This is a genomic window from Nocardia takedensis NBRC 100417 (genome assembly GCF_000308695.1).
Classification (GTDB): Bacteria; Actinomycetota; Actinomycetes; order Mycobacteriales; family Mycobacteriaceae; genus Nocardia; species Nocardia takedensis.
Map to the genome: position 1 here is coordinate 54,708 of NZ_BAGG01000031.1, position 25,955 is coordinate 80,662.

Below are 25,955 nucleotides of genomic sequence, written 5' to 3' on the forward strand. Positions count from 1 at the left end.
GGGGGCGAGTGCGGAGCAAACGTGAGGATTTCCTCATGATTTTGTGGAATCCTCGCGGAAGACAGGCCCGTGGGTCGCGAAGGTGCGAACCGGAAGGGAGCGACGTGCCGGACGGGGTAGGTCGCCAGGAGAGAAAGTCGAAAGCGTCTTGACGATCAACGAGAGCACCGAGACCGGGACCGGATCGAGCGCCAGGATCACCGCGCAGAGGGGTGAGGTGCGGGCGCCGTTGTTGGATCGTCTGCTGGACGGGGCGCCCTACGCGCTCGCGTTCGGCGGCCAGGGCGCGCAGTGGCTCGGCGAACTCGAGGAGATCGGGCGTGACAGCGCGCTCGAGCCCGAGTTGACCGCCCTGGTCAACGAAGCCGCCGCGCTGCTGGAACCCGTTGCGTCGCAACTGCTCGTGGTCCGTCCGGTCGGGTTCGACCCGATCGGGTGGCTGCTCGAAGAGGAACTCGCCGATCCGGACGCGGGGGACAGCTCCGCCGCGCCGTCGGACGCCGTGCTGCGCAGCGCGCCGGTGTCGATGCCCGGTGTGCTGCTGGCCCAGTTGGCGGCGCTGCGGGCGCTGCGGTTGCAGGGGCTGGACCCGAGTGAGAACGCGCCGGTGGCCGTGGTCGGGCATTCGCAGGGTCTGCTGGCCGCGGCGGCGGTCGAGGCAGGCGGCTCGCGGGACGCGGAACTGCTCGCGATCGCCCAATTGGTCGGTGCCGCCGCGGGTCTGGTGGCCCGGCGGCGCGGGCTGATGCCGGTGGGGGAGAAGTCCTCGATGCTGGCGGTGTCCAACGTCGATCCCGAGCGGTTGCGCGCCGTGCTGGCCGAGGTGTCGGAGGGCGTGGATCCGAAGGCGGCCGCGGTCATCTCGATCCGCAACGGACGCAGGCGCGTCGTGCTGTCGGGCACGCCGGCGCAGTTGGGTCGGGTGCGCGCGCGCTGCGGGGAGATCCACGACGAGCAGAGCAAGGCACGCGAGGCCAAGCAGTTCGGCGGCGCGGTGTTCGCGCCCGTGTTCGAGGATCTGCCGGTCGACGTCGCGTTCCACCATCCCGCGCTCGGCGACACCGTGGACCTGGTCGGCGGCTGGGCGGCGCAGTGCGGTCTGGACCGTGAACTGGCGAGCCGGATGGCCAAGGAGATCCTGGTCGATCCGGTCGACTGGGTCGCCACGGTCGACGAGGTCGTCGCCGCGGGCGCGCGGTGGATCCTGGACCTGGGCCCCGGCGATCTGCTGAGCCGGGTCACCGGCGGCTCGCTCAAGGGCGCGGGCGTCGGGATCGTGGCCGCGGCCACCCGGGCGGGGCAGCGCAGCCTGCTCACCCCGGGCGCCGCGCCGACGGTGGCGCGGCCGTGGTCCTCGTTCGCGCCGAAGCCGGTGCGCCTGCCCAACGGGCGCATCGTGGTCGAGACCTCCTTCACCAAACTCACCGGCCGTTCGCCGATCCTGTTGGCGGGCATGACCCCGACCACGGTGGACGCCAAGATCGTCGCCGCGGCGGCCAACGCGGGCCACTGGGCCGAACTGGCCGGCGGCGGCCAGGTCACCGAGCAGATCTTCGCCGACCGGGTGGCCGAGCTGAAGACGCTGTTGCAGCCGGGCCGCACGGTGCAGTTCAACTCGCTGTTCCTGGACCCGTACCTGTGGAAGTTGCAGTTGGGCGGTAAGCGCCTGGTGCAGAAGGCCCGTCAGGCCGGCGCGCCGTTCGACGGCGTGATCGTCACCGCGGGTATTCCCGAACTGGAGGAAGCGGTCGCGCTGATCCAGGAGCTGACCGAGGTCGGCATCAGCCACGTCGCGTTCAAGCCGGGCACGGTCGCCCAGATCCGCGCGGTGCTGCGCATCGCCGACGAGGTCCCCGACTACCCGGTCATCATGCACATCGAAGGCGGCAGGGCCGGCGGTCACCACTCCTGGGAAGACCTCGACGACCTGCTGATCGAGACCTACGCCGAACTGCGCGGCCGCGACAACGTGGTGGTCTGCGTCGGCGGCGGCATCGGCACGCCCGAGCGGGCCACCGAATACCTGACCGGTGAATGGTCGGCCGCGCACGGCTACCCGGTGATGCCGCTGGACGGCGTGCTGGTCGGCACCGCCGCGATGGCCACGCTGGAGGCGACCACCGCTCCCGAGGTCAAGCAGTTGCTGGTCGACACCCCCGGCACCCCCGACTGGGTCGGCGCGGGCACCGCCAACGGCGGAATGGCTTCGGGCCGCAGCCAACTCGGCGCGGACATCCACGAGATCGACAACGCCGCCTCGCGGACCGGACGTCTGCTCGACGAGGTGGCCGGTGACGCCGACGCGGTCGCCGAACGTCGCGAGGAGATCATCGCGGCGCTGAACACCACCGCCAAGCCGTACTTCGGCGACGTCGCCACCATGACCTACCTGGACTGGCTGGAGCGCTACGTCGAACTGGCCGTGGGCCTGGACCGCCGCAAGGATTTCGACTGCGGCAGCGACATCGGCGAGGCGATCATCGACGCCACCCGCTCGGTGTGGTTGGACATCACCTGGCGCGACCGGTTCGCGGAGATGGTGCGGCGCACCGAATCCCGCCTCAACCCGGCCGACCGCGGCGAGATCGAGACGCTGTTCGCCGATGATGACGAGTTCGAGCGCCCGGTGGACGCGATCTGCCGCCTGAAGGAGCGCTACACCGCCGCCGAGACCACGCTGCTGCATCCGGCCGACGTGCCGTTCTTCATCTCGCTGTGCAAGATCCCGGGCAAGCCGGTGAACTTCGTGCCGGTGGTCGACGGTGACGTGCGCCGCTGGTGGCGTTCGGATTCGCTGTGGCAGGCCCACGACCCGCGCTACTCCGCCGATCAGGTGTGCGTGATCCCGGGCACCGTCGCGGTGGCAGGGATCACCCGGGTCGACGAGCCGGTCGGCGAACTGCTGGACCGTTTCGAGCAGGACACCGCCTACGCGCTGGTCCGCGCCGGTGACGTGCCCGCCGCGGTCGACGCGCGCCGGGTCGCCGGGGTGACCGGCGGACCGATCGACACCGTGCTGGCCGCGCCGGACGTGCAGTGGTCCGGGCGCACCACCGTCAACCCGGTGCACCGCCTCGGCGACCTGACCGAGTGGACCGTGGACGGCAAGGGCGCGGTGCACCCGCGCACCGGTGCGACCCTGGTCGAGACCACCGGCCCCGAGGCCGAGAACGCCTACGTCGAGCTGAGCGTCCCGCTGCTGGGCCGCGACGCGGTGAAGATCCGGATCACCGTGCCGGTCTCCGCTTACAACGGCGGCGCGCCGGTCATCACCGAGGACGACGCCGAGACCGCGATGTCGGCGCTGCTGGCGGTCGCCGCCGGACAGTCGCTGCCGGAGGTGAAGGGCGGCACCGCGCACCTGAACGTCGCGTGGACGCCGGATCTGCTGGCCGACCACGCCGGCGTCACCGGATCGGGTCTGCCCGCCTCGCTGAGCACCCTGGGGCGCACCGTGCCCGACGTCTTGGTCGGCGCCTGCTGGCCCGCCGTGTTCGCGGTGCTCGGGGCCACCCGCACCGCCGACGGCGCGAGCGTCATCGAGGGCATGCTCGACCTGGTCCACCTCGATCATCAGGTCCAATTGCACGACGAACTGCCCGCCGACACCAGCGTTCTCGTGGTGCGCGCCACCGCGGGCGAGACCGTCGACACCGATATGGGTCGCGTGGTCGAGGTCAGCGTGAAGATCACCGGCATGCTGGACAAGCCGGAGACCGGTCTGTCGATGCCGCCGGTCGCGACGCTCACCGAGCGCTTCGCCATCCGCGGCCGCAACGGCGCCGGGGAACTGGCCGATCCGCCGCGCGCGGCGGGCTCGGTCTCCGACTCCGTCACCGACACCCCGCGTCGCAGGCGTCGTGACGTCACCATGGTCGCCCCGCGCGCCATGCACGCCTTCGCCGCGGTCTCGGGCGACCACAACCCCATCCACACCAGCGAATCCGCCGCCAAGCTGGCCGGACTCGGCAGCCCGATCGTGCACGGTATGTGGCTCTCGGCCGCCGCCCAGCACGCGGTCTCCGCGGTCGATCCGGACAGCGCGGCGCCCGCGCGGACGCTGACCGCGTGGACCACCCGCTTCCTGGGCATGGTGCGTCCCGGCGCGGAGATCGACGTGCGCGTGGAGCGGATCGCGGTCGACGCGGGCAGCGAGATCGTGGAGGTCTCCTGCCGGACCGGCGGCGATCTGGTGATGACCGCGACCGGTCGCACCGCCGCCCCGAAGACCGTCTACGCCTTCCCCGGCCAGGGCATCCAGGCCAAGGGCATGGGGCTGGACGCGCGGACCCGTTCCAAGGCCGCCAAGGAGATCTGGGACCGCGCCGACAAGCACACCCGCGAGGCCCTCGGCTTCTCGATCCTGGCCGTGGTGCGCGACAATCCGACCTACCTCAAGGCGCGCGGCGTCGAGCACCGGCACCCGGACGGCGTGCTGCACCTGACCCAGTTCACCCAGGTCGCCATGGCCACCCTCGGTGTCGCGCAGGTCGCGGAGTTGCGCGAGGCGGGCGCGATGGTCGAGGGCGCGATGCTGGCCGGTCACTCGGTCGGCGAGTACAACGCGCTGGCCGCGGTGGCCGGTGTGCTGCCGCTCGAGGCCGTGCTCGAGGTGGTGTTCCAGCGCGGTTCGGCCATGCACGAACTGGTGCCGCGTGATGCCAAGGGCCGCAGCAACTACCGGATGGCCGCGATCCGGCCCTCGCAGATCGGACTGCCCGACGACGAGGTCGTCTCGTTCGTGGCCGGTGTGGGCGAGCGGGTCGGCGAATTCCTCGAGGTCGTGAACCTGAACCTGCGCGGCTCGCAGTACGCGATCGCGGGCACGGTCGCGGGCCTGGAGGCGCTGGAGACCGAGATCGACCGCCGCCGTGCCGAATTCGGCGGCAAGCGGGCCTTCATCCTGGTGCCCGGCATCGACGTGCCGTTCCATTCGACGGTGTTGCGCAAGGGCGTGCCGGAGTTCCGGCAGAAGCTCGAGCAGTTGCTCCCGCAGGATCTGCACCCGGAAATCCTGGTCGGCCGCTACATCCCGAACCTGGTGCCCAAGCCGTTCTCGCTGGACCGCGCGTTCGTCCAGGAGATCGCGGACCTGGTGCCCTCCGAGCCGCTGACCGAGGTCCTCGCCGACTTCGACGGCTGGGCCGCGCGCCCCAACGACCTGTGCCGGGTGGTGTTGATCGAGCTGCTGGCCTGGCAGTTCGCCAGCCCGGTGCGCTGGATCGAGACCCAGGACCTGCTGTTCACCGCGGTCGCCGACGGCGGTCTCGGGGTCGAGCGTTTCGTGGAGATCGGTCTCGGCGCTACGCCGACCGTGGCGAACCTGGCGAGCCAGACCCTCAAGCTCCCGAGCTTCGGCTCGGCCGCGGTCGAGGTGCTCAACATCGAGCGCGAGGCGAGCATCGTCTACGCCACCGACACCGATCCCGCGCCGGTGGACGACGAGCCGGAGGACACCCCGGCCGAGACCGCCGCCGCACCCGCCGCCGCGGCCCCCGCGCCCGTGGCGGCGCCGGTCGCGAGCTCGGGCGGACCGCGTCCGGACGACATCGTCTTCAGCGCCGCCGACGCCACCCGCGTGCTCATCGCGCTGTGGACCAAGCTGCGGCTGGACCAGATCGGCCCGGTGGACACCATCGAGGGTCTGTGCGACGGCGTGTCCTCGCGCCGCAACCAGTTGCTGGTCGACCTGGGCGCCGAACTGTCGCTCGGCGCGATCGACGGGGCCGCCGACGCCGACATGGGCGCGCTCTCGGCCACCGTCGAGCGCTTGGCCCGCACCTACAAGCCCTTCGGCTCGGTGCTCTCGGATTCTATCGGCGATCACCTGCGCAAGGTCTTCGGCCCGTCCGGCAAGCGGCCCGCCGCCATCGCCGAACGCGTCAAGAAGGTCTGGGAACTCGGTGACGGCTGGGCCCACCACGTCACCGCCGAGGTCTCCCTCGGCACCCGCGAGGGCGCCAGCGTGCGCGGCGGCGACCTGGGCGGACTGGTCGGCGGCGCGCTCGGCGACGGCGCCGCGGTGGACGCGGCCGTCGACGCGGCCGTGCAGGCCGTGGCCTCCCGACGCGGCGTCTCGGTGACGCTGCCCGCGGCCGGTGGCGGCGGCGGTGGCACCGTCGACGCGGCGGCGCTGGGCGAGTTCACCGAACAGATCACCGGCCGCGACGGCGTGCTGGCCAAGGCCGCGCGCGTCATCCTGGACGAACTCGGGCTCAGCGAACAGATCTCCGCGGTCGAGGCCGCCGACGATTCGCTGGCCGATCTGGTCTCGGCCGAACTCGGCTCGGACTGGCCGCGCATGGTCGCCCCGACCTTCGACGGTCGCAAGGCCGTGCTGATCGACGACCGCTGGGCCACCGCCCGCGAGGACCTGGTCCGGCTGTGGCTGGGCGAGGACAGCGAGGACGTCGCCGTCGAGGGTTACCTCGGCGCGGGCGAAGCCGTTGCCGCGCAGGCCGAATGGTGGCGGGCGCGCGCCAAGCACGAGGCGCGGTCGGTGCTGGCCGGTGTTTACGAGCGCATCGCCGAGGCCGCGCGCACCGAGGAACCGGGTCTGTGGTCCTCCGATGTCGCCGTGATCACCGGGGCGAGCAAGGGTTCCATCGCCGCCGCGGTGACCGGACGCCTGCTGCGCGGTGGCGCGACGGTGGTGGTCACCACTTCGAGCCTGAACGACGAGCGTCTCGGCTTCTACCGCTCGCTCTACCGCGACAACGCCCGCCAGGGCGCGGCGCTGTGGGTGGCGCCCGCGAACATGGCCTCCTACCAGGACATCGACGCGCTCATCGAGTGGGTCGGCACCGAGCAGGTGGACAACGCGGGCGGCGCGAAGGTCAAGACCAAGGACGCCATGACCCCGACCCTGTTGCTGCCGTTCGCGGCGCCGCGGGTGGCGGGCGATCTGTCCGACGCGGGCGCGCGCGCCGAACTCGAGATGCGCGTGCTGCTGTGGTCGGTGGAACGTCTCATCGGCGGACTGTCCGCGCTGGGCGCGGATCACGACGTCGACGCGAAACTGCACGTGGTGCTGCCGGGTTCGCCCAACCGCGGCCTGTTCGGCGGTGACGGCGCCTACGGCGAGTCCAAGGCCGCCCTGGACGCGGTGGTCGCCAAGTGGCGGGCCGAGAAGTCCTGGGCCGCGCGGGTCACGCTGGTGCACGCGCTGATCGGCTGGGTGCGCGGCACCGGCCTGATGGGTCACAACGATCCGATGGTCGACGCGGTCGAGGCCGCGGGCGTGCAGACCTGGTCGACCGCCGAGATGGCCGACGAACTGCTCAAGTGGTGCACCTCGCGGGCCCGTCAGGTGACCGCGACCGGCCCGCAGCAGATCGACCTGACCGGTGGTCTGGCCCGCGCCAAGCTGGACCTGCCCGCGCTGGCCAAGCAGGCCGCCGAACAGGCCGCCGTCGAGGAGAGCGAAGCGGACGACGTCGCGACGATCCCCGCGCTGCCCGCGCCGCCGACCCTGAGTTCGGCGCTGCCCGTCCCCGAATGGGGCGAGGTGACGGCCGATCTCGCGGATATGGTCGTCATCGTGGGCGCGGGCGAACTCGGCCCGTACGGGTCGGCGCGCACGCGCTTCGAGGTCGAGGTGGCCGACGAACTGTCCGCCGCGGGCGTGCTCGAACTGGCCTGGACCACCGGCATGGTCACCTGGGAGAACGATCCCAAGCCCGGCTGGTACGACACCGAATCCGGTGACCTGGTGCCGGAATCCGAACTGGCCGAGCGCTACCACGACGCGGTGGTCGCCCGCTGCGGCGTGCGGCGCTACGCCGACGACGGCGCGATGCTCGACAACACGGCCCCGCTGATGACCTCGGTCTTCCTCGACGAGGACCTGTCGTTCACGGTGGGCACCGAAGCCGAGGCGCGGGCCTTCCACGGGTCCGATCCGGAGCACACGGTCATCACCCCCGCCGAGTCCGGCGACTGGACGGTGACCCGCAAGGCGGGCACCGAGATCCGGGTGCCGCGCAAGACCAAGCTCTCGCGCACCGTCGGGGGCCAGATCCCGACCGGCTGGGACCCGACCATCTGGGGCATCTCCGCCGATATGGCGTCCTCGGTGGACCGGGTCGCGCTGTGGAACATCGCCTGCACCGTGGACGCGTTCGTCAGTTCCGGGTTCAGCCCGGCCGAGCTGATGAGCTGGGTGCACCCCAGCCTGGTGGCCAACACCCAGGGCACGGGCATGGGCGGCATGTCCTCGATGCGCTCGCTCTACGTCGACAACCTGCTCGGCGAGCCGCGCCCGAACGACATCCTCCAGGAGGCGCTGCCGAACGTGGCGCTGGCCCACGTGGTGCAGTCCTACGTCGGCAGCTACGGCGCGATGGTGCACCCGGTGGCGGCGTGCGCGACGGCGGCGGTCTCGGTCGAGGAAGGCGTGGACAAGATCCGCCTCGGCAAGGCCGACGTGGTGGTCGCGGGCGGCTTCGACGATCTCGGCATCGAGGGCATCGTCGGCTTCGGCGACATGTCGGCGACCGCGGATTCGGCGGCGATGAGCGCCAAGGGCATCAGCGACCGCTACTTCTCCCGCGCCAACGACCGTCGTCGCGGCGGCTTCGTCGAATCGCAGGGCGGCGGCACGGTGCTGCTCGCCCGCGGCGAGGTCGCGCTGGAACTCGGTCTGCCGGTGTTGGGCGTGGTGGCCTACGCGCAGTCCTTCGCCGACGGCGTGCACACCTCCATCCCGGCCCCCGGCCTGGGTGCGCTGGGCGCGGGCCGCGGCGGACGCGAATCCCGCTTCGCCGCCGAACTGCGCAAGCTCGGCGTCGGCGCGGACGACATCGCGGTGATCTCCAAGCACGACACCTCCACCGCGGCCAACGATCCCAACGAGTCGGAGTTGCACGAGCGGTTGGCCGAGGCGATCGGCCGCACCGAGGGCGCACCGTTGTTCGTCGTCTCGCAGAAATCGCTGACCGGCCACGCCAAGGGCGGCGCGGCGGCCTTCCAGCTGATCGGCCTGTGCCAGGTGCTGGAGAACGGCGTGGTGCCGCCGAACCGCAGCCTGGACTGCGTCGACGACAAGATGGCCGCCTACCCGCACCTGGTGTGGGCGCGCGAACCGCTGCGCTTCGGCGAGCGTTTCCCGCTCAAGGCCGGTCTGGTGACCTCGCTCGGCTTCGGACACGTCTCGGGTCTGCTCGCGGTCGTGCATCCGGAGGCGTTCGTCCAGGCCATCGCGCCGGGTCGGCGGGCGGACTACCAGCGGCAGGCCGAACAGCGTCAGCTGGCGGGCAGGCAGCGTTTCGCCGAGGCCATGTGCGGCGGCGCGCCGCTCTACGAGCGTCCGGCGGATCGTCGTCTCGGCGGCGAGGGCACACCGTCCTCGACGGTCCGGCAGCTCGAGGCCGACATGCTGTTGTCGACCGAGGCGCGACTGGGCGGTGACGGCGTGTACCGCGCCGACGGATTCGGGTGCAACACCGGGGCTTCCGCTCCGGTCGGCCCGGCGGCGTCGTAGGCTGCGCGTTCGTGACGATTCTCGGCATCGGCCTGGACTTGGTGACCATCTCCGAGTTCTCCGAACAACTCGAACGTGTCGGAACCACCATGCTCAGGGAGAGTTTCACCGCCGGTGAGCGGCGCTACTGCCAGAGCAAGGGCACCGATCCGGCGCGCAGTTACGCGGCGCGGTGGGCGGCGAAGGAGGCGGTCCTCAAGGCGTGGGCCTCCTCCCGGTTCGCCCGCAGCCCGCAGATCGGCGACAACCCGTACCCGCTGATCGAGGTGGTGAACGACGCGTGGGGCAGGCCGAGCATCAAACTGCACGGCCTTGCCGCGGAATTCCTGCCCAGGGTCCGGGTGCACCTGTCGCTGACCCACGACGGCGACACCGCGGCCGCGATGGTCGTGCTCGAGGATCCCGGTGAGCTCGCCGACCTCCTCGAGAATCAGGGCTGAGGCCCGAGGGCGCGAGACGCGAAGGCGGACGGACCGATCGGTCCGTCCGCCTTTCGTCGTGTGCCGGGTCGAGGGCTCAGCGCTGGCTGGCCGTGCGCGATTCCTTCTCGGCCACCAGCAGATACGCGACCATGAGCCGCTTGAGTTCCGAGACCGCCTCGGCGTTGCTCTGATCGTCCTGCACCGAGAAATTCAGCATCGAATAGACCACGTGCACCAGCACTTCGGCCATCATCGTGCGGCGGGCGCGCGGGGTGCGCGGCGTCAGCGGCCGCAGCATCTGCGAGACCACCTCGGCGAATTCCTTCTCGTGGATCGCGCCGGTGGCCCGCGTGGACGGGGTGGACTGCATGGCCAACCACACCTCGCGCCGCGAGGGATCGGTCATCCACAGATTCGCCAGATGATCGACGAACTGGTTCATGTGGCGCAGCCAGTCCAGCGACGGGATCTCGCCGTGGAAGTCCGCGAGTTCCTGGGACACCGCGACCAGATCCTGGCGGTTCAGCTCGCACACGATGACGTACTTGTTGGCGAAGAACTGGTACAGCGTGCCGATCGGCACCTCGGCCCTGGCCGCGACTTCCTCACAGGTGAACGACTCGAAACCGACCTCGACCAGCAGTTCTCTCGACGCCTGGAGCAACGCGTCGAATTTGCGCTTGCTGCGCTCCTGGGTCGGACGGCGCCGCGGCATCAGCTCCTGCGGGTCGTCCTGCAGTTCCAACGCGGGGTCCAGGTGCCGCTTCGCCCTGGCCTCCGTGTGCACATCCACCCACCCAGGCTAGCGGTACCGACACGCGTGCGACACGCGCACTGGGATAGCGTGTTCTGTTCTGTACGATTTCACGACCCATCCGCAGCCCACATCGTGCCGAAGACATAACCGAGCGTGCGTGGATTCATTCCGTTGTTTCCAGGAAGGCACAAATCTGTGGGAGCTCGATCTGTGGTCACCGTCGGCGTCTCCACCGAGCGCGGCGCGGTGCATGCGGTGGTACTGGCCGACACCGGCGAACATCTGCCCGAACGCATCCTGTTGCACCGCGTGGAACGCACCCGCGGCGACACCAAGGCCGACGTGGCCGCCGCGGTCGAGACCGCGATGGACGAGGTCGCCTCGGAGATCGGTCCGCACCGGCGGATCGCGGGCGCGGCGGTCGCCTACCGCGACGCCGCCGAGCGCCGCGCCATCGTCACCCGACTGGCCTCCGGCCCGTGGCATTCGACCTCGATGGTGTCGACCAAATCCGCGCACCTGAGCCTGGCGGCGATGATGCCGTGGCTCGGCGACCACGACCACCTGCTGATCTGCGAGGTGGTCCCCGGCTACCAGTCCTTCACGCTGGTCGACCGGGCCCGCACCCGGGTACTCGCGGCCACCTCGCAGTCCGGGATCGCCAGCGAGCATTCGCTGGCCATCGCCGTCACGGCCGCCTGGGATCAGCTCGAGGCGGCCGCCGTGCGCCCCGACGCGGTGGTCATGATCGGCTCGGCCGCCGACGCCGCCGTGGTACGCGCCGCGCTCGAAGGTTTCGGGGTGCCGGTCCTACCCTGCCCGATCTCGGTGTCCGCGCCCGCGGCGGGCGCGGCGATCTCGGCGCTGCCCGAAACGGTCGGCGTCGTCTCCGGCGACGACGTCGAGGACGTGCCCCGCTACGGCCGCGGCACCGCCGCCCTGCTGGCCGCGGCCAGCGTGCTGGCGGGCGGCCTGCTGGCGGGCGGGGTCTACATGGTCGACTCGCTGTCCACCCCCACCTCGACGGTGCTGGCCGACACCCACACCACCGCGGATTCGCGCGTCATCGAGGAGGACGCGGTCAGCCCGCCGCCCGCGCCCGCTCCGGTGATCCCTGGCCGCACGCCCACGATCACCCTGCCGCGCGCGCAGGGCCCGACCGTCCCCGCCGCCCACGACACCGGCACCACGGGCCGTTTCTGGGGCACCCGCCCGATGACGCCCGATCAGCCCACCCCGGCCCTGGAATCCGAGGAGCGCACGCCCGAACCGCTGACCCCCGGTACGGGCGCACCGGGGTCCACCCGGGTCGGCAATCCCGATGCGGCGATGCTGTTCCCGGGCGAGACCCCGCCGCCGCCCGCGTTCACCCCCGAGGCGCAGCAGTGGTGGGACAACCACTTCCGGCTCATGATGCAGTGGGCCTCCGAACAGCTCACCCCGGCCCAGCCCGAGGCTCCCGAGGCGCGCACCGAACGGTCCTCGCGCACCGAGGAATCCGGCGAGCAGCGGTCCGGCGCGCACGACGGCGGCGAGTACGTCGAAGGCGGCGCGATCGGGCAGCGCACCGCGGTGCACGGTCGGCACGCGGCGGGCAGGCACGCCGCGGTCTGAACCTCAGAAGTCACGAGACCCTCGACGATAGGTACGCCGAGGGTCTCGTGCTTTGTCCGGACGCACTCCGGTGCGGTCAGTCGGCGGTGCGGCGGGCGAACAGCGTGCGGGCCCCGAGGAATCCGAGCGCCGCGATCCCGAGGCACCACGCCGCGCCGACGGCCGCGCTGTCGCCGATCTCGGTGCCGGTCAGCAGTCCGCGCACCGTCTCGATGACCGGGGTGACCGGCTGGTGTTCGGCGAAGGCGTGCAGCCAGCCGGGCATGGTCTCCGGCGGGACGAACGCGCTGCTGACGTAGGGCAGGAACAGGAAGAAGAACGTGAACCCGTTGGCCGCTTCCGGATTGGCGGCCAGGACGCCGAGGCAGGCGGCGAGCCAGGACAGCGCGAGGACGAACAGCGCGATCATCGCGAACGCCCCGAGCCAGCGCAGCGGGTCGGCGGTGGGCCGGAATCCGACGGCGACCGCCACCGCGATCACCAGGGTCGTGGTGATCATGTTGCGGATCAGGCTCTCCAGGACATGTCCGGTGAGCACCGCCGAGCGGCCGATGTCCATGGCGCGGAACCGGTCGATGATGCCTTCGGACAGGTCGGTGGACAGGCTGACCGCGGTGGTGGCCGCGCCGAATCCCGCGCACAGCAGGATGATTCCCGGCACGACGTAGTCGATGTAGGCGCCGGGGCCGATCTCGATGGCGCCGCCGAAGACGTAGACGAACATCAGCAGGATCACCACCGGCACCGCGACGGTCATGATCAGGGAGTCGGGGCTGCGCAGGGTGTGGCGCAGGTTGCGGTCGAGCATGGTGGCGCAGTCCTGGGCGGCGCGCACCGCGGGGGACAGGGTGGTCATCGCGGGTCTCGTTCGTTCGGGGTCGCTCAGGCGACCGATGCGGGGTGGGCGGGATGTCCGGTCAGGGCGAAGAACACGTCGTCCAGATCGGGGATGTGCACGGTGAGCTGTTCGACGGTGATGTCGAGTTCCTCGAAGCGATCCAGCAGGCGTTTCACATCGCCCGCGTTGCCGTCGGAGGGCACCTGGAGGGTGAGTTCGTCGTCGTCGGCGGCCCCCGCGCGCTCGGCGATCGCGGCGACGGCGGCGCCGAGTTGGCTCCGGTCGCCGAAGCGCAGTCGGATGTGTCCGCCCGGCGCGCGCTGTTTGAGTTCCTCGGGGGTGCCCTCGGCGACGATGACGCCGTGGTCGAGCAGCGCGACGCGGTCGGCGAGTTGGTCGGCTTCCTCGAGGTATTGGGTGGTGAGGAAGACGGTGACGCCTTCGGCGGTGAGCCGTTGGATGACCTGCCAGAGTTCGCGACGGCTGCGCGGGTCCAGGCCGGTGGTGGGTTCGTCGAGGAAGATCAGGTCGGGGCGGCCCATCAGGCTCATGGCCAGGTCGAGACGGCGGCGCAGCCCGCCGGAGTAGGTTCCGGCGCGTCGGTCGGCGTGTTCGACCAGGTCGAAGCGTTCGAGCAGTTCGGCGGTGCGCGCGGTGTTCTCGGCGCGGTCCAGGTGCAGCAACCTGCCGGTCATGCGCAGGTTCTCCCGCCCGGTGAGGACGTCGTCGACGGCCGAGTACTGCCCGGTGACGCCGATCCGGCGGCGGACGGCGGCGGGTTCGCCGAGCGGGTCGTGGCCCAGGACGCGGATCTCGCCGCGGTCGGGACGGCCGAGGGTGGCCAGGATGCGGACCAGAGTGGTCTTGCCCGCGCCGTTGGGGCCGAGCAGGGCGAAGACGGTGCCCGCGGGCACCGTCAGGTCGATGCCGGTGAGCACGGTGTGCTCGCCATGGGACTTGGCGAGTCCGCGGACGGTCAGGGCGGGGTGCGGTGCACGGGACATGAGGTCTCCTGAACTGCTTATGTGATAAACAGAGTTTATAGAGTAAACAGTTCTTACGCGCAAGGGCGGTCTTGGACAGCGATCGGGCCCCGACCACAATGGGGGCGGGAGTCCGCTACCCAGGAGAGGAGACGGGACCGTCGATGACCGAGTCCGACAACACCGAAGTCCCCAGGTCACTGGCGTTGCTGTGGGGATTGGACACCCCGGGCGGACGCGGTCCCAAGCGGGGACTCAGCCTCGAGCGCATCCTCGAAGCGGCGGTGGAAGTGGCCGACGCCGAGGGCTATCAGGCGCTGTCCATGGGCCGGGTGGCCAAGCACCTCGGCTTCACGGCCATGTCGCTCTACCGCTACGTCGACAGCAAGCAGACCCTGGTCGACCTGCTCCTGGACTGGGTGATCGGGCCGCCGCCCGCCGTCGAGCCGGGCGCATCGTGGCGGACCGGACTGCGCGGGTGGGCGGTCGCCGAATACGAGGCCATCGCGCGGCACCCCTGGTGGCTGGACATCCCGCTCATCGGCCCGCCCATGGGACCCAACAACATCGCGTGGCTGGAGGCGGGACTCGGGGTGCTGGCCGAGACCGGCATCCCGGTGCAGGTTCGGCTCCAATTGGTCATGAACCTGACCTTCTACGTCATGGGCCGGATGCGGGTGGCGCGCGGACTCGACGTCGGGGACGTCGAGGATGATCCCGCCGCCGACGCGCTGGTCCGGCTGATCGATCCGGCGCGCTTCCCGAACGTGGCGGCGGCGTTCCGCGCGGACCCGTCCTTCGAGGACGACATCGACTGGGTCAAGGCCGATTTCGAGTTCGGCCTGGACCGGATGCTGGACGGATACGAGGACCACGTCCGCACCCTGCGGTGAGCCGCGCCCGACTCACCGCGGCGCGAAACTCAGACCGACAGGTCGCGACGCAGCTTGGCGACGTGACCTGTCGCGCGCACGTTGTACTGGGCGACCTCGATGCGGCCCTGTTCGTCGACCAGGAAGGTGGAGCGGATCACGCCCTTGACCGTCTTGCCGTACATGGTCTTCTCGCCGAACGCGCCCCACGCGGCGAGCACCTGCTTGTCCGGATCCGACAGCAGCGGGAAGGTGAGCTTCTCCGCGTCGCGGAACTTGGCCAGCTTGGCGGGCTTGTCGGGGGAAATGCCGAGTACGGCCAGACCGGCGCCCTCGAGGTCGGCGAGGTTGTCGCGGAAGTCGCAGGCTTGCTTGGTGCAGCCCGGCGTGCTCGCAGCGGGGTAGAAGTAGACGATCACCTTGCGGCCGCGGTAGTCGGCGAGCGAGACCTCCGCGCCGTCGGCGTCGAGCAGCGTGAACGCGGGGGCGGTGTCGCCGGGGGAGAGTCGTTGGTTGTCGGTCACGCCCTGCACGGTAACCGACCGGGCCGACATCGAGCGGCCCGATACACTCGTGCCGAGCCCCGGTGACGCGCGGACTGCTCGGCTCGCACGCCAGGTCCGTGCCCGGCGGCACGCCAATCCGACAGGAGGACAGTTACGTGGCAAGGGATACCGAGCGGATCGAGCGGGACATCGAGGAGGCCCGCGCCCGGCTCGCGAGCACGCTCGACGAGATCGCGGTGCGCGCCGATCCGCAGCGGATCGCGAACGACACCAAGCATCTGGTGGTGGCCAAGCTGAACGAGCCGAAGATCAAGTACAGCCTGATCGGCGCGGGAGCGGTCGTGGTCGGGTTGGTGCTGGTCAAGCTGTTCCGCTGACCGAACCCCGAACAAAAAACACCCGGTGCGGCGCATTCGCCACACCGGGTGTTCTCGTTTTCGGTGGTATCAGACCGTCGGGCAGGCGAATCCGTCGCCGTCGGGATCCAGGTGCGGTCCGTAGCCGGGCTCGCCGCGGAACAAGGGGGCGCGACCTGCCGCTCGGGCGTCGTCGCAGTTGTTGAAGGCGCCTCCCGCGGAACCGGTCTGGGTGAGACCGGCCGAACCGGTCGCGGCCACGCCGGTGTCGATGGCGGAGGAGCCCGTCCCCGCCGAACCGGTGGGGACGGCCATGGCGACCGGGGCCGCGAGCAGGGTCAACCCCGCCGCGGCGGCGCTGACGGTGAGCCGGCGAACGTTCATGAATTCCTCTGTGTCTGCTGTGATGGTTGTGGCGTCTGGGTCGGGCGACGCCGCCTCCACCTTCGTGACGTGCCGTCCACTTGTCAACCGCGCGGTCCGGGATCGAGGGCCGCGCGGGCGGTTTCGCGACCGCGCGCCGGTTGTCGGGAGGTGTGCGTCACGGTGTCCGCGCGGCCGGGGTATCCGGGGGCGCGACCGGACCGGGCGTTCGGGGGATCGTGGACATGGGCCGTGGTCCGACCGTTAGTGTCCATGTCAACTAAATGAGGGTTAGGATCAATCTCGTGGTGCAGTGGTTGAGCGATGACGAGCAGCGGACCTGGCAGGCCTATGTGCGGCTGCGGCAGCGGTTGGACGCGGCGCTGGCCGCCGGGTTGGCGCGCGACGGCCTGTCCTGGGCCGACTACGAACTGCTCGTCGCGCTCTCGGCCGCACCCGGTGACTGTCTGCGCGCCAAGGATCTGGCCGCCGAGGTGTGCTGGGAGAAGAGCAGACTCTCGAAACATCTGGCGCGCATGGCCTCTCGCGGTCTGGTGGAGCGCACCCCCGCCGCCGACGACGCCAGGGGCATCCTGGTCCGGCTCACCCCGCACGGCCGCGAGGCCATCGAACGGGCCGCGCCCAACCACGTCGAATTGGTGCGCGCGCTGTTCATCGAACCGATGACCGCCGAGGAAGCCGAATCGCTGCGCTCCTTCGCCGACCGTGTCGTCCCGCAGGCCGAACAGGCCTCGACGCTGGACGGCGCGCGCTGATCAGTCCGCCGCCCACGGCTTGACCGGCGGTTTGACCCAGAGGATCTTCTCCGCGGCGTGCGGGCGACCGGTCGCGGGATGATCGGGGTTGCGCAGCGCCCACGCCGACTTCTCGGTCAGCAGATCCGCGACCGCGGTCCAGGTCTCTTCCGTGCTCGGCGGATTGGTGTCCGCGGCCCTGGCCAGCTTGCGCCGGGCGGCGGCGGGCAGGGCGAGCAGTTCGGCCGCGTCGATGTCGCGGTCCCACAGGTAAGCGGCCAAGCGGCGCGCCTTCTCGGCGCGGCGGCTGACCGACGCGTCGGTGTGCGCGTAATCGGCCACGGCGGTGATCCTAGACGGGGCCGACCCCCGGTCCCGATCGGGTGCGATCGGTCCGGGGGTCGGAATGCCGGGGATGACGGATCAGTACGCGCTGTTGACGTTGTCCATCGAGCCGTAGCGGTGCGCGGCGTAGTTGCAGGCCGCGACGATGTTGGAGACCGGGTTCCACACGTCGAACGCGGTGCCTTCCACGTGGTAGGCGGCGAAGGTGGGGTCGATCACCTGGAGCAGGCCCTTGGACGGGATGCCCATCGCGGCGTTGGAGTCCCACAGGTTGATGGCCTGGGGGTTGCCGGTGGACTCGCGCATGATGTTGCGGTGGATGCCCTCGTAGGTGCCCGGGATGCCCTTGGCGGACATGATGTCGAGCGCCTGACGGATCCAGCCGTCGAGGTTGTCGGCGTAGACCGGGGCGGGCGGAGCGGGGGCCGGCATCGGGGCGGGGACCGCCTCGGGAGCGGGCGCCGGGGCCGCCTCGGGGGCGGGAGCCGCGATCGCCTCGGCGGCGGGCGCGGGGGCGGCAGCCTGCACGGCGGCCACGGGCTGTTCGTCGGCGACGACGGCGGGGCGAGCGGAGGCGCTCTCATCGGCCATCGACACGGCGGAGGAGGCCGCGACGGCAATGATCCCCGCGGCGGCCACGGCGAAGGTGAAGCCTTCGCGGGCGGTGGTGCGGCGAATACGAGAAAAGCGTCCTGCGAGCATTGCGATGATTCCTTCTTCGGGGACTTGGTACCGATCGGCCGTGGATGGGCAGCGTCGATCAGGGGCGAGCGCCGTCGGGCGGACACTCACCGTTCGAGCAGATGTGCTGTTGTGTGATTTTTTTGTGAGGGGGCGAATGCCTCCCTGACAGCACGCCGTTCTTGCGGCGGGTGTCTGCCTGCGCGCTCCGCGCGTTCCCGCTTCGGGAACTCCACGACGAGGTGGATTCAGGCGGAGGGTGGGGATCGAGTATCCGAGCGCCGGATACACTCAGCGACCGATAGGAAGTCCTTGCGGGCTCCTGCGGCCGTTTTCCCGAATGCGAGTTGATAACTCCTCGGTCCAACCAAACCTCAGGTCTGTTCAACGACCTGATTGCAGAATGGTCACGGTAGTTGAACGCAGGGTGAACGAAAAGTTAATCCAAGGTGCTGGCGATCTTGGAAAGCCCAGGTTGAGAACAAAACCAGGGGCTTATGCAGGGGGTTTGCCACTAAACCTTATGTGGCCCACATCACAGAACTTTCCGCGTGACGCGCGCCATTTGCCCGTCGATTGCCCGAAAAGGCTGTCCGTTTTGTGATTGCTGATGTCGCGCGGTCACCATGCCGTTACGGTGCCGAGTCCGTACCGTGCCGCGAGCGCCCGGATAACGGTGATCGTGACCTGGGCTACACCCGCCGGGACCTGTGGGCGGTCCGCGGAGCGGCCGTGTGGCCGGTTGCGGGAGCCGCCGACGTCACCGTGACAGGCCGGGTGTCCCTCGGCGTGGGCGCGTGGGGGAGGGACGTCCCGAAGGGCGGCCAGCGCGTCGGGCGGGCGCAGGTGGTGGCGTCGGATGGACGCAAGCGGTGCCGGCGACGCGGGCGGAGACTACGACCGTACGGGGATGACGTGCGGCACAGTGGTTTTCACCGGCTCGGAAAGCTGAGGGCCATGTCGATGTCCGGGAGAGATCACGATTTCGGCGCAGCATGGGCGGCAGTGCGAACCGAACGGTCGGGATTTCGTATGCTTCGAGATCAGCGATATCGACGAGCGACACGAATCGGGAGTGACCACCGCGTTTCCGCTGGTGACGGGAGGTTGTGAAGTGTGCGCCATCAGGGACTCGAACCCCGAACCCGCTGATTAAGAGTCAGCTGCTCTGCCAATTGAGCTAATGGCGCTTGCCCCGTGTTCCGGTGCGGGACAAACAGTAACAGGCGGAGGGCGCAGAAGTGAAATCGCCTGCTGAGCGGGCCGAACACGCGGTGTGCGGCACTGTTCACATCCGGGCGCGTCGGTGTTAACACCGACCGCCGTCGCGTTGATCTACCGGGGTGAGGTCCGATTCGGGCGGTATGACTTTCGCCTTGGAACGGGTCCCGCTCGGCCGGCACAATGTTGGTCGTGGCCTCGACCGATCCCGCCGGCGCGGTGGGTTGAGCGCAATTTATTTCGGTTGGATCCGAAGCCATCGGCGTCTGCGCAGGACGTCGTGATGTGAAACGGGGTTGATTATGAGCGTTGGTCGAGGTAGAGCCGGTCGATCGATGCGCGCACTGGCCGCACCGGTCGCCTTGCTCGCGGTGCTCACGCTCGCGCTGTCGGCGTGTTCATCCACACAGGACAATTCGGCCACGGCCGTGGCGATCGATCGGAACCCGATCACCGAGTTGATCAAGCCCAAGCTCATGTCCCCGGTCAAGGACGGTGACGTCGGCGTGTCGCCCGGCATGCCGATGAAGTTCGCCGTGGAGGACGGGCAGTTCACCACTGTGACGTTGGTCAACCCGCAGAACCAGCCGGTGGCGGGCAAGCTCGCCGCCGACGGGCGCAGTTGGGAGACCACCGAGGTCCTCGGCTACGGCAAGACCTACACCCTCACCGCGCAGGCGATCGGCCTCGGCGGCGCGAACTCCACGTCGCTGCGCTTCACCACCAGTTCCCCGCAGAACCAGACCCACCCGTACCTGATCCCCGGCGAGGGCGAAGTGGTCGGCATCGGTCAGCCGGTGGCGGTGCAGTTCGATGAGAACATCCCCGACCGCAAGGCCGCCCAGGACGCCATCGAGATCACCACCGAGCCCGCGGTGGAGGGCGCGTTCTACTGGGTGAACAATCGCGAGGTGCGCTGGCGGCCCGAACATTTCTGGACCCCGGGCACCAAGGTCACCATCAACGTCAACGTCTACGGCAAGAACCTCGGCAACGGCCTCTACGGCCAGGACAATCTGACCTCGCACTTCGTCATCGGCGACGCGACGGTGTTCACCGCCGACGACAACACCAAGCAGGTCGTGGTCGAGCAGAACGGCCAGGTCGTCAAGACCATGCCGACCTCGATGGGCAAGGACAGCACGCCCACCGACAACGGGATCTACATCGTCGCCGACCGGCACGAGAAGATCATCATGGACTCCTCGACCTACGGTGTCGCGGTGAACTCCGCCGACGGCTACCGCACGCCGGTCGACTTCGCGACGCGACTGTCCTACAGCGGCATCTTCTTCCACTCCGCGCCGTGGTCGGTGGGCGCGCAGGGCTACTCCAACACCAGCCACGGCTGCCTGAACCTGAGTCCGGCCGACGCGCAGTGGGTGTTCCAGAACGCCAAGCGCGGCGACATCACCATCGTCAAGAACACCGTGGGCGGCACGCTGTCCGGCGTGGACGGCCTCGGCGACTGGAACATCCCGTGGCCGGAATGGAAGGCGGGCAACGCCGACATCGGCTGATCCGGAGACGAGAAAAGGCTCCTCGCGCGCGGCGCGGGGAGCCTTTTTCGTCGGCCGGTGTCAGTCGGGGATGTTCGGCCCCGGGGTGCCCGGGCAGGTGAGATTGGCGTTCATGGCGCTGCCGATCGCCGCGCACAGCAGCGGACCGCCGAAGATGAGCCGTTCCAGGCCCGGCGCGGACCCCGAGTCACCGGACCCGGTGGTGGTCGCGCCCCCGGAGGACCCCGCGGAGAACCCCGTGGTGACCGATCCTGACCCGGAATCGACGACGGGGGCGACAACAGCCGCCGTGGCGGCGGAGGAGCCGAGCAGTGAGCCCGCTCCGACAAGAGCGGCGATGACCGCGGAACGCATCACGAACTTGCTGTCTTTCTGGTCGCACAATGAGCGGGCGACACGGCTTCGCCCGCGACGGAAGTCTACGGACCCCACGGCGATCTGTACCACTTTCTGGCCATCTTGCGTTTCACAGCACACCCGAGCGGACCGTACACAGTGACACAGCACAGGGCGGACCCGGAGAAACGAAGGAGGCCCAGGTCGGGGGTGCCGACCTGGGCCTCTCGGGGTGAGTGACGGGACTCGAACCCGCGACAGCCAGGATCACAACCTGGTGCTCTACCAACTGAACTACACTCACCATCGCCGGCGAATCACCGGCGCGCTCGATACTAGCGTGTCACCCCGGCCGAACCCTAATCGGCGTCCGGTGCGCCGCCTTCGCGCGAGGTGAGCCGGTCTTTGTCGGCGGCGCGGGCGAGTTCGTTCGCGACGGCGGCGATCTCGGTGGTGGAGGGGCCGGGTGCGGTCACGAACGCGGTGCGCCGGTAGTACTCGAGTTCGCGGATGGATTCCTTGATATCGGCGAGCGCGCGGTGGGTCAGACCCTTTTCCGGCTGACCGAAATAGATGCGCGGATACCAGCGGCGACACAGTTCCTTGATGGAACTGACATCGATCATCCGGTAGTGCAGATGGGTGTCGAGTGCGGGCATGTCCCTGGCGATGAATCCGCGGTCGGTGGCGATCGAATTTCCGGCCAGCGGAACAGTTCCCGGCGCGGGCGCGAATTGCCGGACATAGTCGAGGACCTGTTGTTCGGCTTCGGCCAGGGTGACGGTGGACCGGCGGACCTCCTCGGTCAGCCCGGAGCGCGCGTGCATGTCGGCGACCACCGCGGGCATCGCGGCCAGCGCCTCGTCGTCGGCGTGGATCACGATGTCCACGCCGTCGCCGAGGATGTTGAGATCGCTGTCGGTCACCAGCGCGGCGACCTCGATCAGTTTGTCGCTGTCGAGGCGCAGCCCCGTCATTTCACAATCCATCCACACCACAAGTTTGTCCGACACCCGGGACACCTTACTGGGTTCGATTTGTCGGGCGAGCCAAGTCGCGGCGGGCGTCACCGGGTCGGTGAGCGCCGGTACCGATATCGGCGGGGATAGGCTTTCGGGGAAGTTCGGCCCAGGTTGTGTTCCACGGCGTTTCCCACGACGACGAATCCCGCGCACGCGGGAGCGAGAACCACACGGAGGACGTGCCATGAGCGAGGATTCCGCGGCGGATCGGCAGGAGACGGGCGCGTCCTCGGCGCGGGAGAAGGCGCAGGCCGCCCGGGCGGCGGCGTTGGAGGCGGCGCGCAAGGCCGCCGAGGCGCAGGCCGCCGCCGAGGCGGCCGAGCGGGACCTGCTCGCCCAAGAGGCGGCGGTCGCGACCGGGGTGGACGGGATCGGCGCGGTGCGGGCCGCCGAACAGGCAGAACGGGCGTCGGAGGACGCGGGCGCGGCGGATGAGCGGCGCAGCGCGGCCGAAGCCGACCTCGCGGCCGCGGACGCGACCTTGGCTCGGGAGATCGCCGACGGTTACGCGGTGACGGGCGCGGCGCTGGAATTGGGGACGGTGGTCGTGGACGGGCGGGTCGACCCGTCGGCGCGCGTGCGGATTCCGCTGGCCACGCTCAACCGGCACGGCTTGGTCGCGGGCGCGACGGGCACCGGTAAGACCAAGACCCTCCAGGGGATCGCGGAGCAGTTGTCGGCGGCGGGCGTCCCGGTGGTGCTGGCCGATGTGAAGGGCGATCTGGCGGGATTGTCGCGTCCGGGGGTCGCCGACGACCGGATCACGGCCCGCGCGGCCGAGACCGGCGCGTCGGACTGGACGCCCACCGCTTTTCCCACCGAATTCGTCTCGCTGGGCGCCGACGGTGTGGGCGTGCCGATCCGCGCGACGGTGACCTCGTTCGGTCCGGTCCTGATGAGCAAGGTGCTCGGCCTGAACGAGACCCAGGAGTCCACGTTGGGGTTGATCTTCCACTGGGCCGACAGCCAGGGGTTGGCGCTGCTGGATCTGAAGGATCTGCGGGCGGTCATCACCCACCTGACCAGTCCCGAGGGCAAACAGGACCTGAAGGGGATCGGCGGGGTGTCGGCGGCGACGGCGGGGGTGATCCTGCGGGCGCTGGTGAATCTGGAGGCCGAGGGCGGGCAGACGTTCTTCGGCGAACCGGAACTCGACCCGGCGGATCTGGTGCGCCTCTCGGGGGAGCGGGGCGTGATCACGCTGTTCGAGTTGGGCGCGCAGGCCGCCCGGCCGGTGATGTTCTCCACGTTCCTGATGTGGGTGCTGGCCGATCTGTTCCAGACCCTGCCCGAGGTCGGCGACATCGATCGGCCGAAGCTGGTGTTCCTCTTCGATGAGGCCCACCTGCTGTTCTCGGACGCCTCGAAGGCGTTCCTGGACCAGGTCGAGCAGACGGTGAAGCTGATCCGTTCCAAGGGCGTCGGGGTGTTGTTCTGCACCCAGTTGCCCACCGACATCCCGAATCCGGTGCTCTCGCAGTTGGGCGCGCGGATCCAGCACGCGTTGCGCGCGTTCACCCCCGACGATCAGAAGGCGCTGTCCAAGACGGTGCGCACCTATCCGAAGACCTCGATCTACGACCTGGAGCAGGCGCTGACCTCGTTGGGCACCGGTGAGGCGATCGTGACGGTGCTCTCCGAGCACGGCGCGCCGACCCCGGTGGCCTGGACCAGGATCGCGCCGCCGCGCTCGCTGATGGAGGCGATCGGCGCGGACGCCATCCGCTCGGCGGCGTTGACCAGCGCGTTGGCGGCCAAGTACAGGCACAGCATCGATCGGGAGTCGGCCTACGAGATCCTGAGCCGCAAGATCGAGGCGGCCGCCGAACCGGCCGCGCAGGCGCCGCCCGTGCCGGGTCGTCCGACGGCCGAGGAGGATTCGGCCGCCGAGCGCATCATGCGCAATCCGGCGGTGAAGAGTTTCCTGCGTTCGGCGGCGAGCGCGGCGGGCCGCGAGATCAGCCGCAGCCTGTTCGGCACCCGCAAGCGGCGCTAGGCGCCCGCGCGCGGCGATAGGTCCTGCGCGACGGCTACATTCGGCAGGTCGGCCATCTCGCCGGCGACCACGGCCTGTCGGAGGGAGTCACGGTGCCCATCGCGAATTTCGGGACGAAGGACGAGCCGGGTTTCGAGTTGGTGCGCAGCCCGGATCTGATCGTGGTGCGCGCCCGCTCCGGCCCCGGCGTGCCGCGCCGGATCGGGTCGGTGCGCACGCCGCTGAGCGCCGAACTCGACGACGCGCGGTTCGTCGTCGGCTATCCGGAGGCCGGGGTGGAGGTGTACCGGTTGCCCGCCGAATCGTCGGTCGAGCAGCGCAAGCGGGTGCTGCGGGCCGCGCCCGAGATCCGTTTCGCCGGCCACGTTCTGGTCGCTCCCGGGTCGGCGGAACCGGTGCTCTACACCGAGAACGTCTTCGTCCAGTTCGTTCCCGAGGTCACGCGGGCGCGGTGTCGGGAACTGCTCGCCGCCGCCGGACTGACCGTCAAGGACGAGGTGACCTACGCGGAGAACGCCTATTTCGCGGCCGCGCCGGAAGGGACCGGACTGCGGGTCTTCGACATCGCCGCCGATCTGCTCGCCCGCGCGGACGTGCGCTACAGCCATCCCGAGCTGATCCGGCCGCGGGCACGCAAGACCGTGTTCCCGCGGCAGTGGCATCTGGACCGCACGACCATCGGCGGCGTCGTGGTCGACGCGCACGCGGGAGTCGCTGCGGCGCACGCGATCACGCGCGGCGCGGGAATCACCGTGGCCGTGGTGGACGACGGCGTCGACGTCGATCATCCCGAGTTCGCCGGCGCGACGAAGATCGTCGCGCCGCGCGATGTCACCCTGGGCGTCGATGATCCGCGCCCCAAGGACGCCTTCGGCACCGGACCCGACGCGGGCGACAACCATGGCACCGCCTGTGCCGGGGTGGCCTGCGCCAACGGGACCGTCGGCGCCTCGGGTGTCGCGCCGGAGTCCGCGCTGATGCCGATCCGGTTGGTGTCCGGTCTGGGCTCGCAGGCCGAGGCGCAGGCGTTCCGATGGGCGGCCGAGCACGGCGCGGACGTCATCTCGTGCAGTTGGGGTCCGGCCGACGGCGCGTGGTTCCGCCCGCAGGACCCCGAGCACGACCGCGTGGTGCGGATGCCGGCGAGCACCCGACTCGCCATCGAGTACGCGGTCACGAAAGGGCGCGGCGGGCGCGGGTGCGTGGTGCTGTTCGCCGCGGGCAACGGCAACGAGTCGGTCGACAACGACGGCTACGCGAGTTCGCCGCTGGTGCTGGCGGTCGCCGCCTGCAACGACACCGGAAAGCGCAGCGTGTACAGCGATTTCGGGCGCGCGGTGTGGTGCGCGTTCCCGAGCAGCGACATGGGTCACGAGCCCTTCGGACACCCGCCGCCGCTGACCACCGGCATCTGGACCGTGGACCGGCACGGCCGCGACGGCTACAACACCGGCCGCAACGGCGACGGCGACCCGGCGGGCCAGTTCACCGGCAGCTTCGGCGGCACCTCGAGCGCGTGCCCGGGCGCGGCGGGCGTGGTGGCGCTGATGCTGTCGGTGCGGCCGGAACTGACACCCGACCGGGTGCGGAACCTGTTGAAGAACACCTGTGTCCGCATCGATCCGGAAGGCGGCGAGTACGACGCCACCGGACACAGCCCGAAGTACGGCTACGGGCGGGTGGACGCGCTGGCCGCGGTCCGCGCCGCCGCCGCGGCCGACCCGGTGCCGGTGGTCTGAGTCGCGTCGCACTCCGGCGGACAAGCCCGTCGCCGTGCGCCGAGGCCCGTTTTCCTGCGTGCAGCGCCGCTCGCCGTGTGGTCTGGCCCGGCGCGCAGCGCGGGGCCGTGTGCGCACGCTCGCTCGCCGTGTGGGCACGCTCGGTGGC

Annotated in this window: 18 protein-coding genes and 2 tRNA genes; 9 read left to right on the plus strand and 11 right to left on the minus strand. The window is 70.2% G+C overall.

Annotated elements, in window-relative coordinates; translation table 11 throughout:
• The first annotated feature begins 148 nt into the window (after nucleotides 1-148).
• Both ON30_RS06875 and acpS read left to right on the plus strand, forming a co-directional pair.
• Nucleotides 149-9,481, plus strand: coding sequence for a type I polyketide synthase (locus ON30_RS06875; protein WP_040704981.1), 9,333 nt, complete (start codon nucleotides 149-151; stop codon nucleotides 9,479-9,481).
• An 11-nt stretch (nucleotides 9,482-9,492) separates the two neighbouring features.
• Nucleotides 9,493-9,921 carry a holo-ACP synthase AcpS gene (gene acpS, locus ON30_RS06880; RefSeq protein WP_040705035.1) on the plus strand — a complete coding sequence of 143 codons (429 nt, stop codon included), beginning with the start codon at nucleotides 9,493-9,495 and terminating at the stop codon, nucleotides 9,919-9,921.
• 76 nt (nucleotides 9,922-9,997) lie between these two features.
• On the opposite strand, the gene ON30_RS06885 is transcribed toward acpS, so the two are convergent.
• Complete coding sequence (locus ON30_RS06885) at nucleotides 9,998-10,618, minus strand: TetR/AcrR family transcriptional regulator (protein WP_245553962.1); 621 nt, start codon at nucleotides 10,616-10,618, stop codon at nucleotides 9,998-10,000.
• Between the two features lie 237 nt (nucleotides 10,619-10,855).
• Between ON30_RS06885 and ON30_RS06890 the strand changes: the two genes are divergently transcribed.
• Nucleotides 10,856-12,274 carry a DUF7159 family protein gene (locus ON30_RS06890; protein ID WP_157183644.1) on the plus strand — a complete coding sequence of 473 codons (1,419 nt, stop codon included), beginning with the start codon at nucleotides 10,856-10,858 and terminating at the stop codon, nucleotides 12,272-12,274.
• 76 nt (nucleotides 12,275-12,350) lie between these two features.
• On the opposite strand, the gene ON30_RS06895 is transcribed toward ON30_RS06890, so the two are convergent.
• Together ON30_RS06895 and ON30_RS06900 are read right to left on the minus strand one after the other, a co-directional pair.
• On the minus strand, nucleotides 12,351-13,130 hold the full coding sequence (locus ON30_RS06895; protein WP_040704983.1) for an ABC transporter permease: 780 nt from the start codon (nucleotides 13,128-13,130) through the stop codon (nucleotides 12,351-12,353).
• Between the two features lie 26 nt (nucleotides 13,131-13,156).
• A complete protein-coding gene (locus ON30_RS06900; protein ID WP_040704985.1) occupies nucleotides 13,157-14,116 on the minus strand; it encodes a daunorubicin resistance protein DrrA family ABC transporter ATP-binding protein in 960 nt (319 codons plus the stop codon).
• 143 nt (nucleotides 14,117-14,259) lie between these two features.
• On the opposite strand from ON30_RS06900, the gene ON30_RS06905 reads away from it, so the two are divergent.
• Nucleotides 14,260-14,988, plus strand: a complete 729-nt coding sequence (locus ON30_RS06905; RefSeq protein WP_040704987.1) for a TetR/AcrR family transcriptional regulator — start codon at nucleotides 14,260-14,262, stop codon at nucleotides 14,986-14,988.
• Between the two features lie 29 nt (nucleotides 14,989-15,017).
• Here the strand turns inward: ON30_RS06905 and bcp are convergent, their stop codons facing one another.
• Nucleotides 15,018-15,491, minus strand: coding sequence for a thioredoxin-dependent thiol peroxidase (gene bcp, locus ON30_RS06910; protein ID WP_040705038.1), 474 nt, complete (start codon nucleotides 15,489-15,491; stop codon nucleotides 15,018-15,020).
• A 137-nt stretch (nucleotides 15,492-15,628) separates the two neighbouring features.
• Here bcp and ON30_RS06915 point away from each other — a divergent pair, with 137 nt between their 5' ends.
• Complete coding sequence (locus ON30_RS06915; protein ID WP_040705039.1) at nucleotides 15,629-15,850, plus strand: DUF3618 domain-containing protein; 222 nt, start codon at nucleotides 15,629-15,631, stop codon at nucleotides 15,848-15,850.
• A 69-nt stretch (nucleotides 15,851-15,919) separates the two neighbouring features.
• Here ON30_RS06915 and ON30_RS06920 read toward each other — a convergent pair whose 3' ends face one another.
• On the minus strand, nucleotides 15,920-16,213 hold the full coding sequence (locus ON30_RS06920; protein WP_040704988.1) for an excalibur calcium-binding domain-containing protein: 294 nt from the start codon (nucleotides 16,211-16,213) through the stop codon (nucleotides 15,920-15,922).
• 284 nt (nucleotides 16,214-16,497) lie between these two features.
• On the opposite strand from ON30_RS06920, the gene ON30_RS06925 reads away from it, so the two are divergent.
• Nucleotides 16,498-16,968 (plus strand): MarR family winged helix-turn-helix transcriptional regulator, encoded by a 471-nt coding sequence (locus tag ON30_RS06925; protein WP_040704989.1) that lies wholly within the window; start codon nucleotides 16,498-16,500, stop codon nucleotides 16,966-16,968.
• On the opposite strand, the gene ON30_RS06930 is transcribed toward ON30_RS06925, so the two are convergent.
• The 3 genes from ON30_RS06930 to ON30_RS06940 form a co-directional block, all read right to left on the minus strand.
• Nucleotides 16,969-17,289: a hypothetical protein gene (locus tag ON30_RS06930; protein ID WP_051029016.1), complete on the minus strand. Its 321-nt coding sequence runs from the start codon at nucleotides 17,287-17,289 to the stop codon at nucleotides 16,969-16,971.
• Between the two features lie 81 nt (nucleotides 17,290-17,370).
• On the minus strand, nucleotides 17,371-17,994 hold the full coding sequence (locus ON30_RS06935) for a transglycosylase SLT domain-containing protein (protein ID WP_040704992.1): 624 nt from the start codon (nucleotides 17,992-17,994) through the stop codon (nucleotides 17,371-17,373).
• A gap of 1,096 nt (nucleotides 17,995-19,090) precedes the next feature.
• A tRNA-Lys gene (locus tag ON30_RS06940) sits at nucleotides 19,091-19,163 on the minus strand.
• A 333-nt stretch (nucleotides 19,164-19,496) separates the two neighbouring features.
• Here ON30_RS06940 and ON30_RS06945 point away from each other — a divergent pair.
• A complete protein-coding gene (locus ON30_RS06945) occupies nucleotides 19,497-20,714 on the plus strand; it encodes a L,D-transpeptidase (RefSeq protein WP_040704993.1) in 1,218 nt (405 codons plus the stop codon).
• Nucleotides 20,715-20,774: 60 nt separating this feature from the next.
• Here the strand turns inward: ON30_RS06945 and ON30_RS06950 are convergent, their stop codons facing one another.
• The 3 genes from ON30_RS06950 to orn all read right to left on the minus strand — a co-directional run bounded on the left by ON30_RS06950 (nucleotide 20,775) and on the right by orn (nucleotide 22,063).
• A complete protein-coding gene (locus ON30_RS06950) occupies nucleotides 20,775-21,068 on the minus strand; it encodes a hypothetical protein (protein ID WP_157183645.1) in 294 nt (97 codons plus the stop codon).
• 213 nt (nucleotides 21,069-21,281) lie between these two features.
• A tRNA-His gene (locus tag ON30_RS06955) sits at nucleotides 21,282-21,354 on the minus strand.
• A 55-nt stretch (nucleotides 21,355-21,409) separates the two neighbouring features.
• Nucleotides 21,410-22,063 (minus strand): oligoribonuclease, encoded by a 654-nt coding sequence (gene orn, locus ON30_RS06960; protein WP_040704995.1) that lies wholly within the window; start codon nucleotides 22,061-22,063, stop codon nucleotides 21,410-21,412.
• A gap of 193 nt (nucleotides 22,064-22,256) precedes the next feature.
• Here orn and ON30_RS06965 point away from each other — a divergent pair, with 193 nt between their 5' ends.
• Together ON30_RS06965 and ON30_RS41670 are read left to right on the plus strand one after the other, a co-directional pair.
• Entirely contained in the window at nucleotides 22,257-24,068 is a 1,812-nt protein-coding gene (locus tag ON30_RS06965; protein WP_040704996.1) for a helicase HerA-like domain-containing protein, read from the plus strand.
• A 92-nt stretch (nucleotides 24,069-24,160) separates the two neighbouring features.
• Nucleotides 24,161-25,807 (plus strand): S8 family peptidase, encoded by a 1,647-nt coding sequence (locus ON30_RS41670; protein WP_051029017.1) that lies wholly within the window; start codon nucleotides 24,161-24,163, stop codon nucleotides 25,805-25,807.
• Nucleotides 25,808-25,955 lie beyond the last annotated feature (148 nt).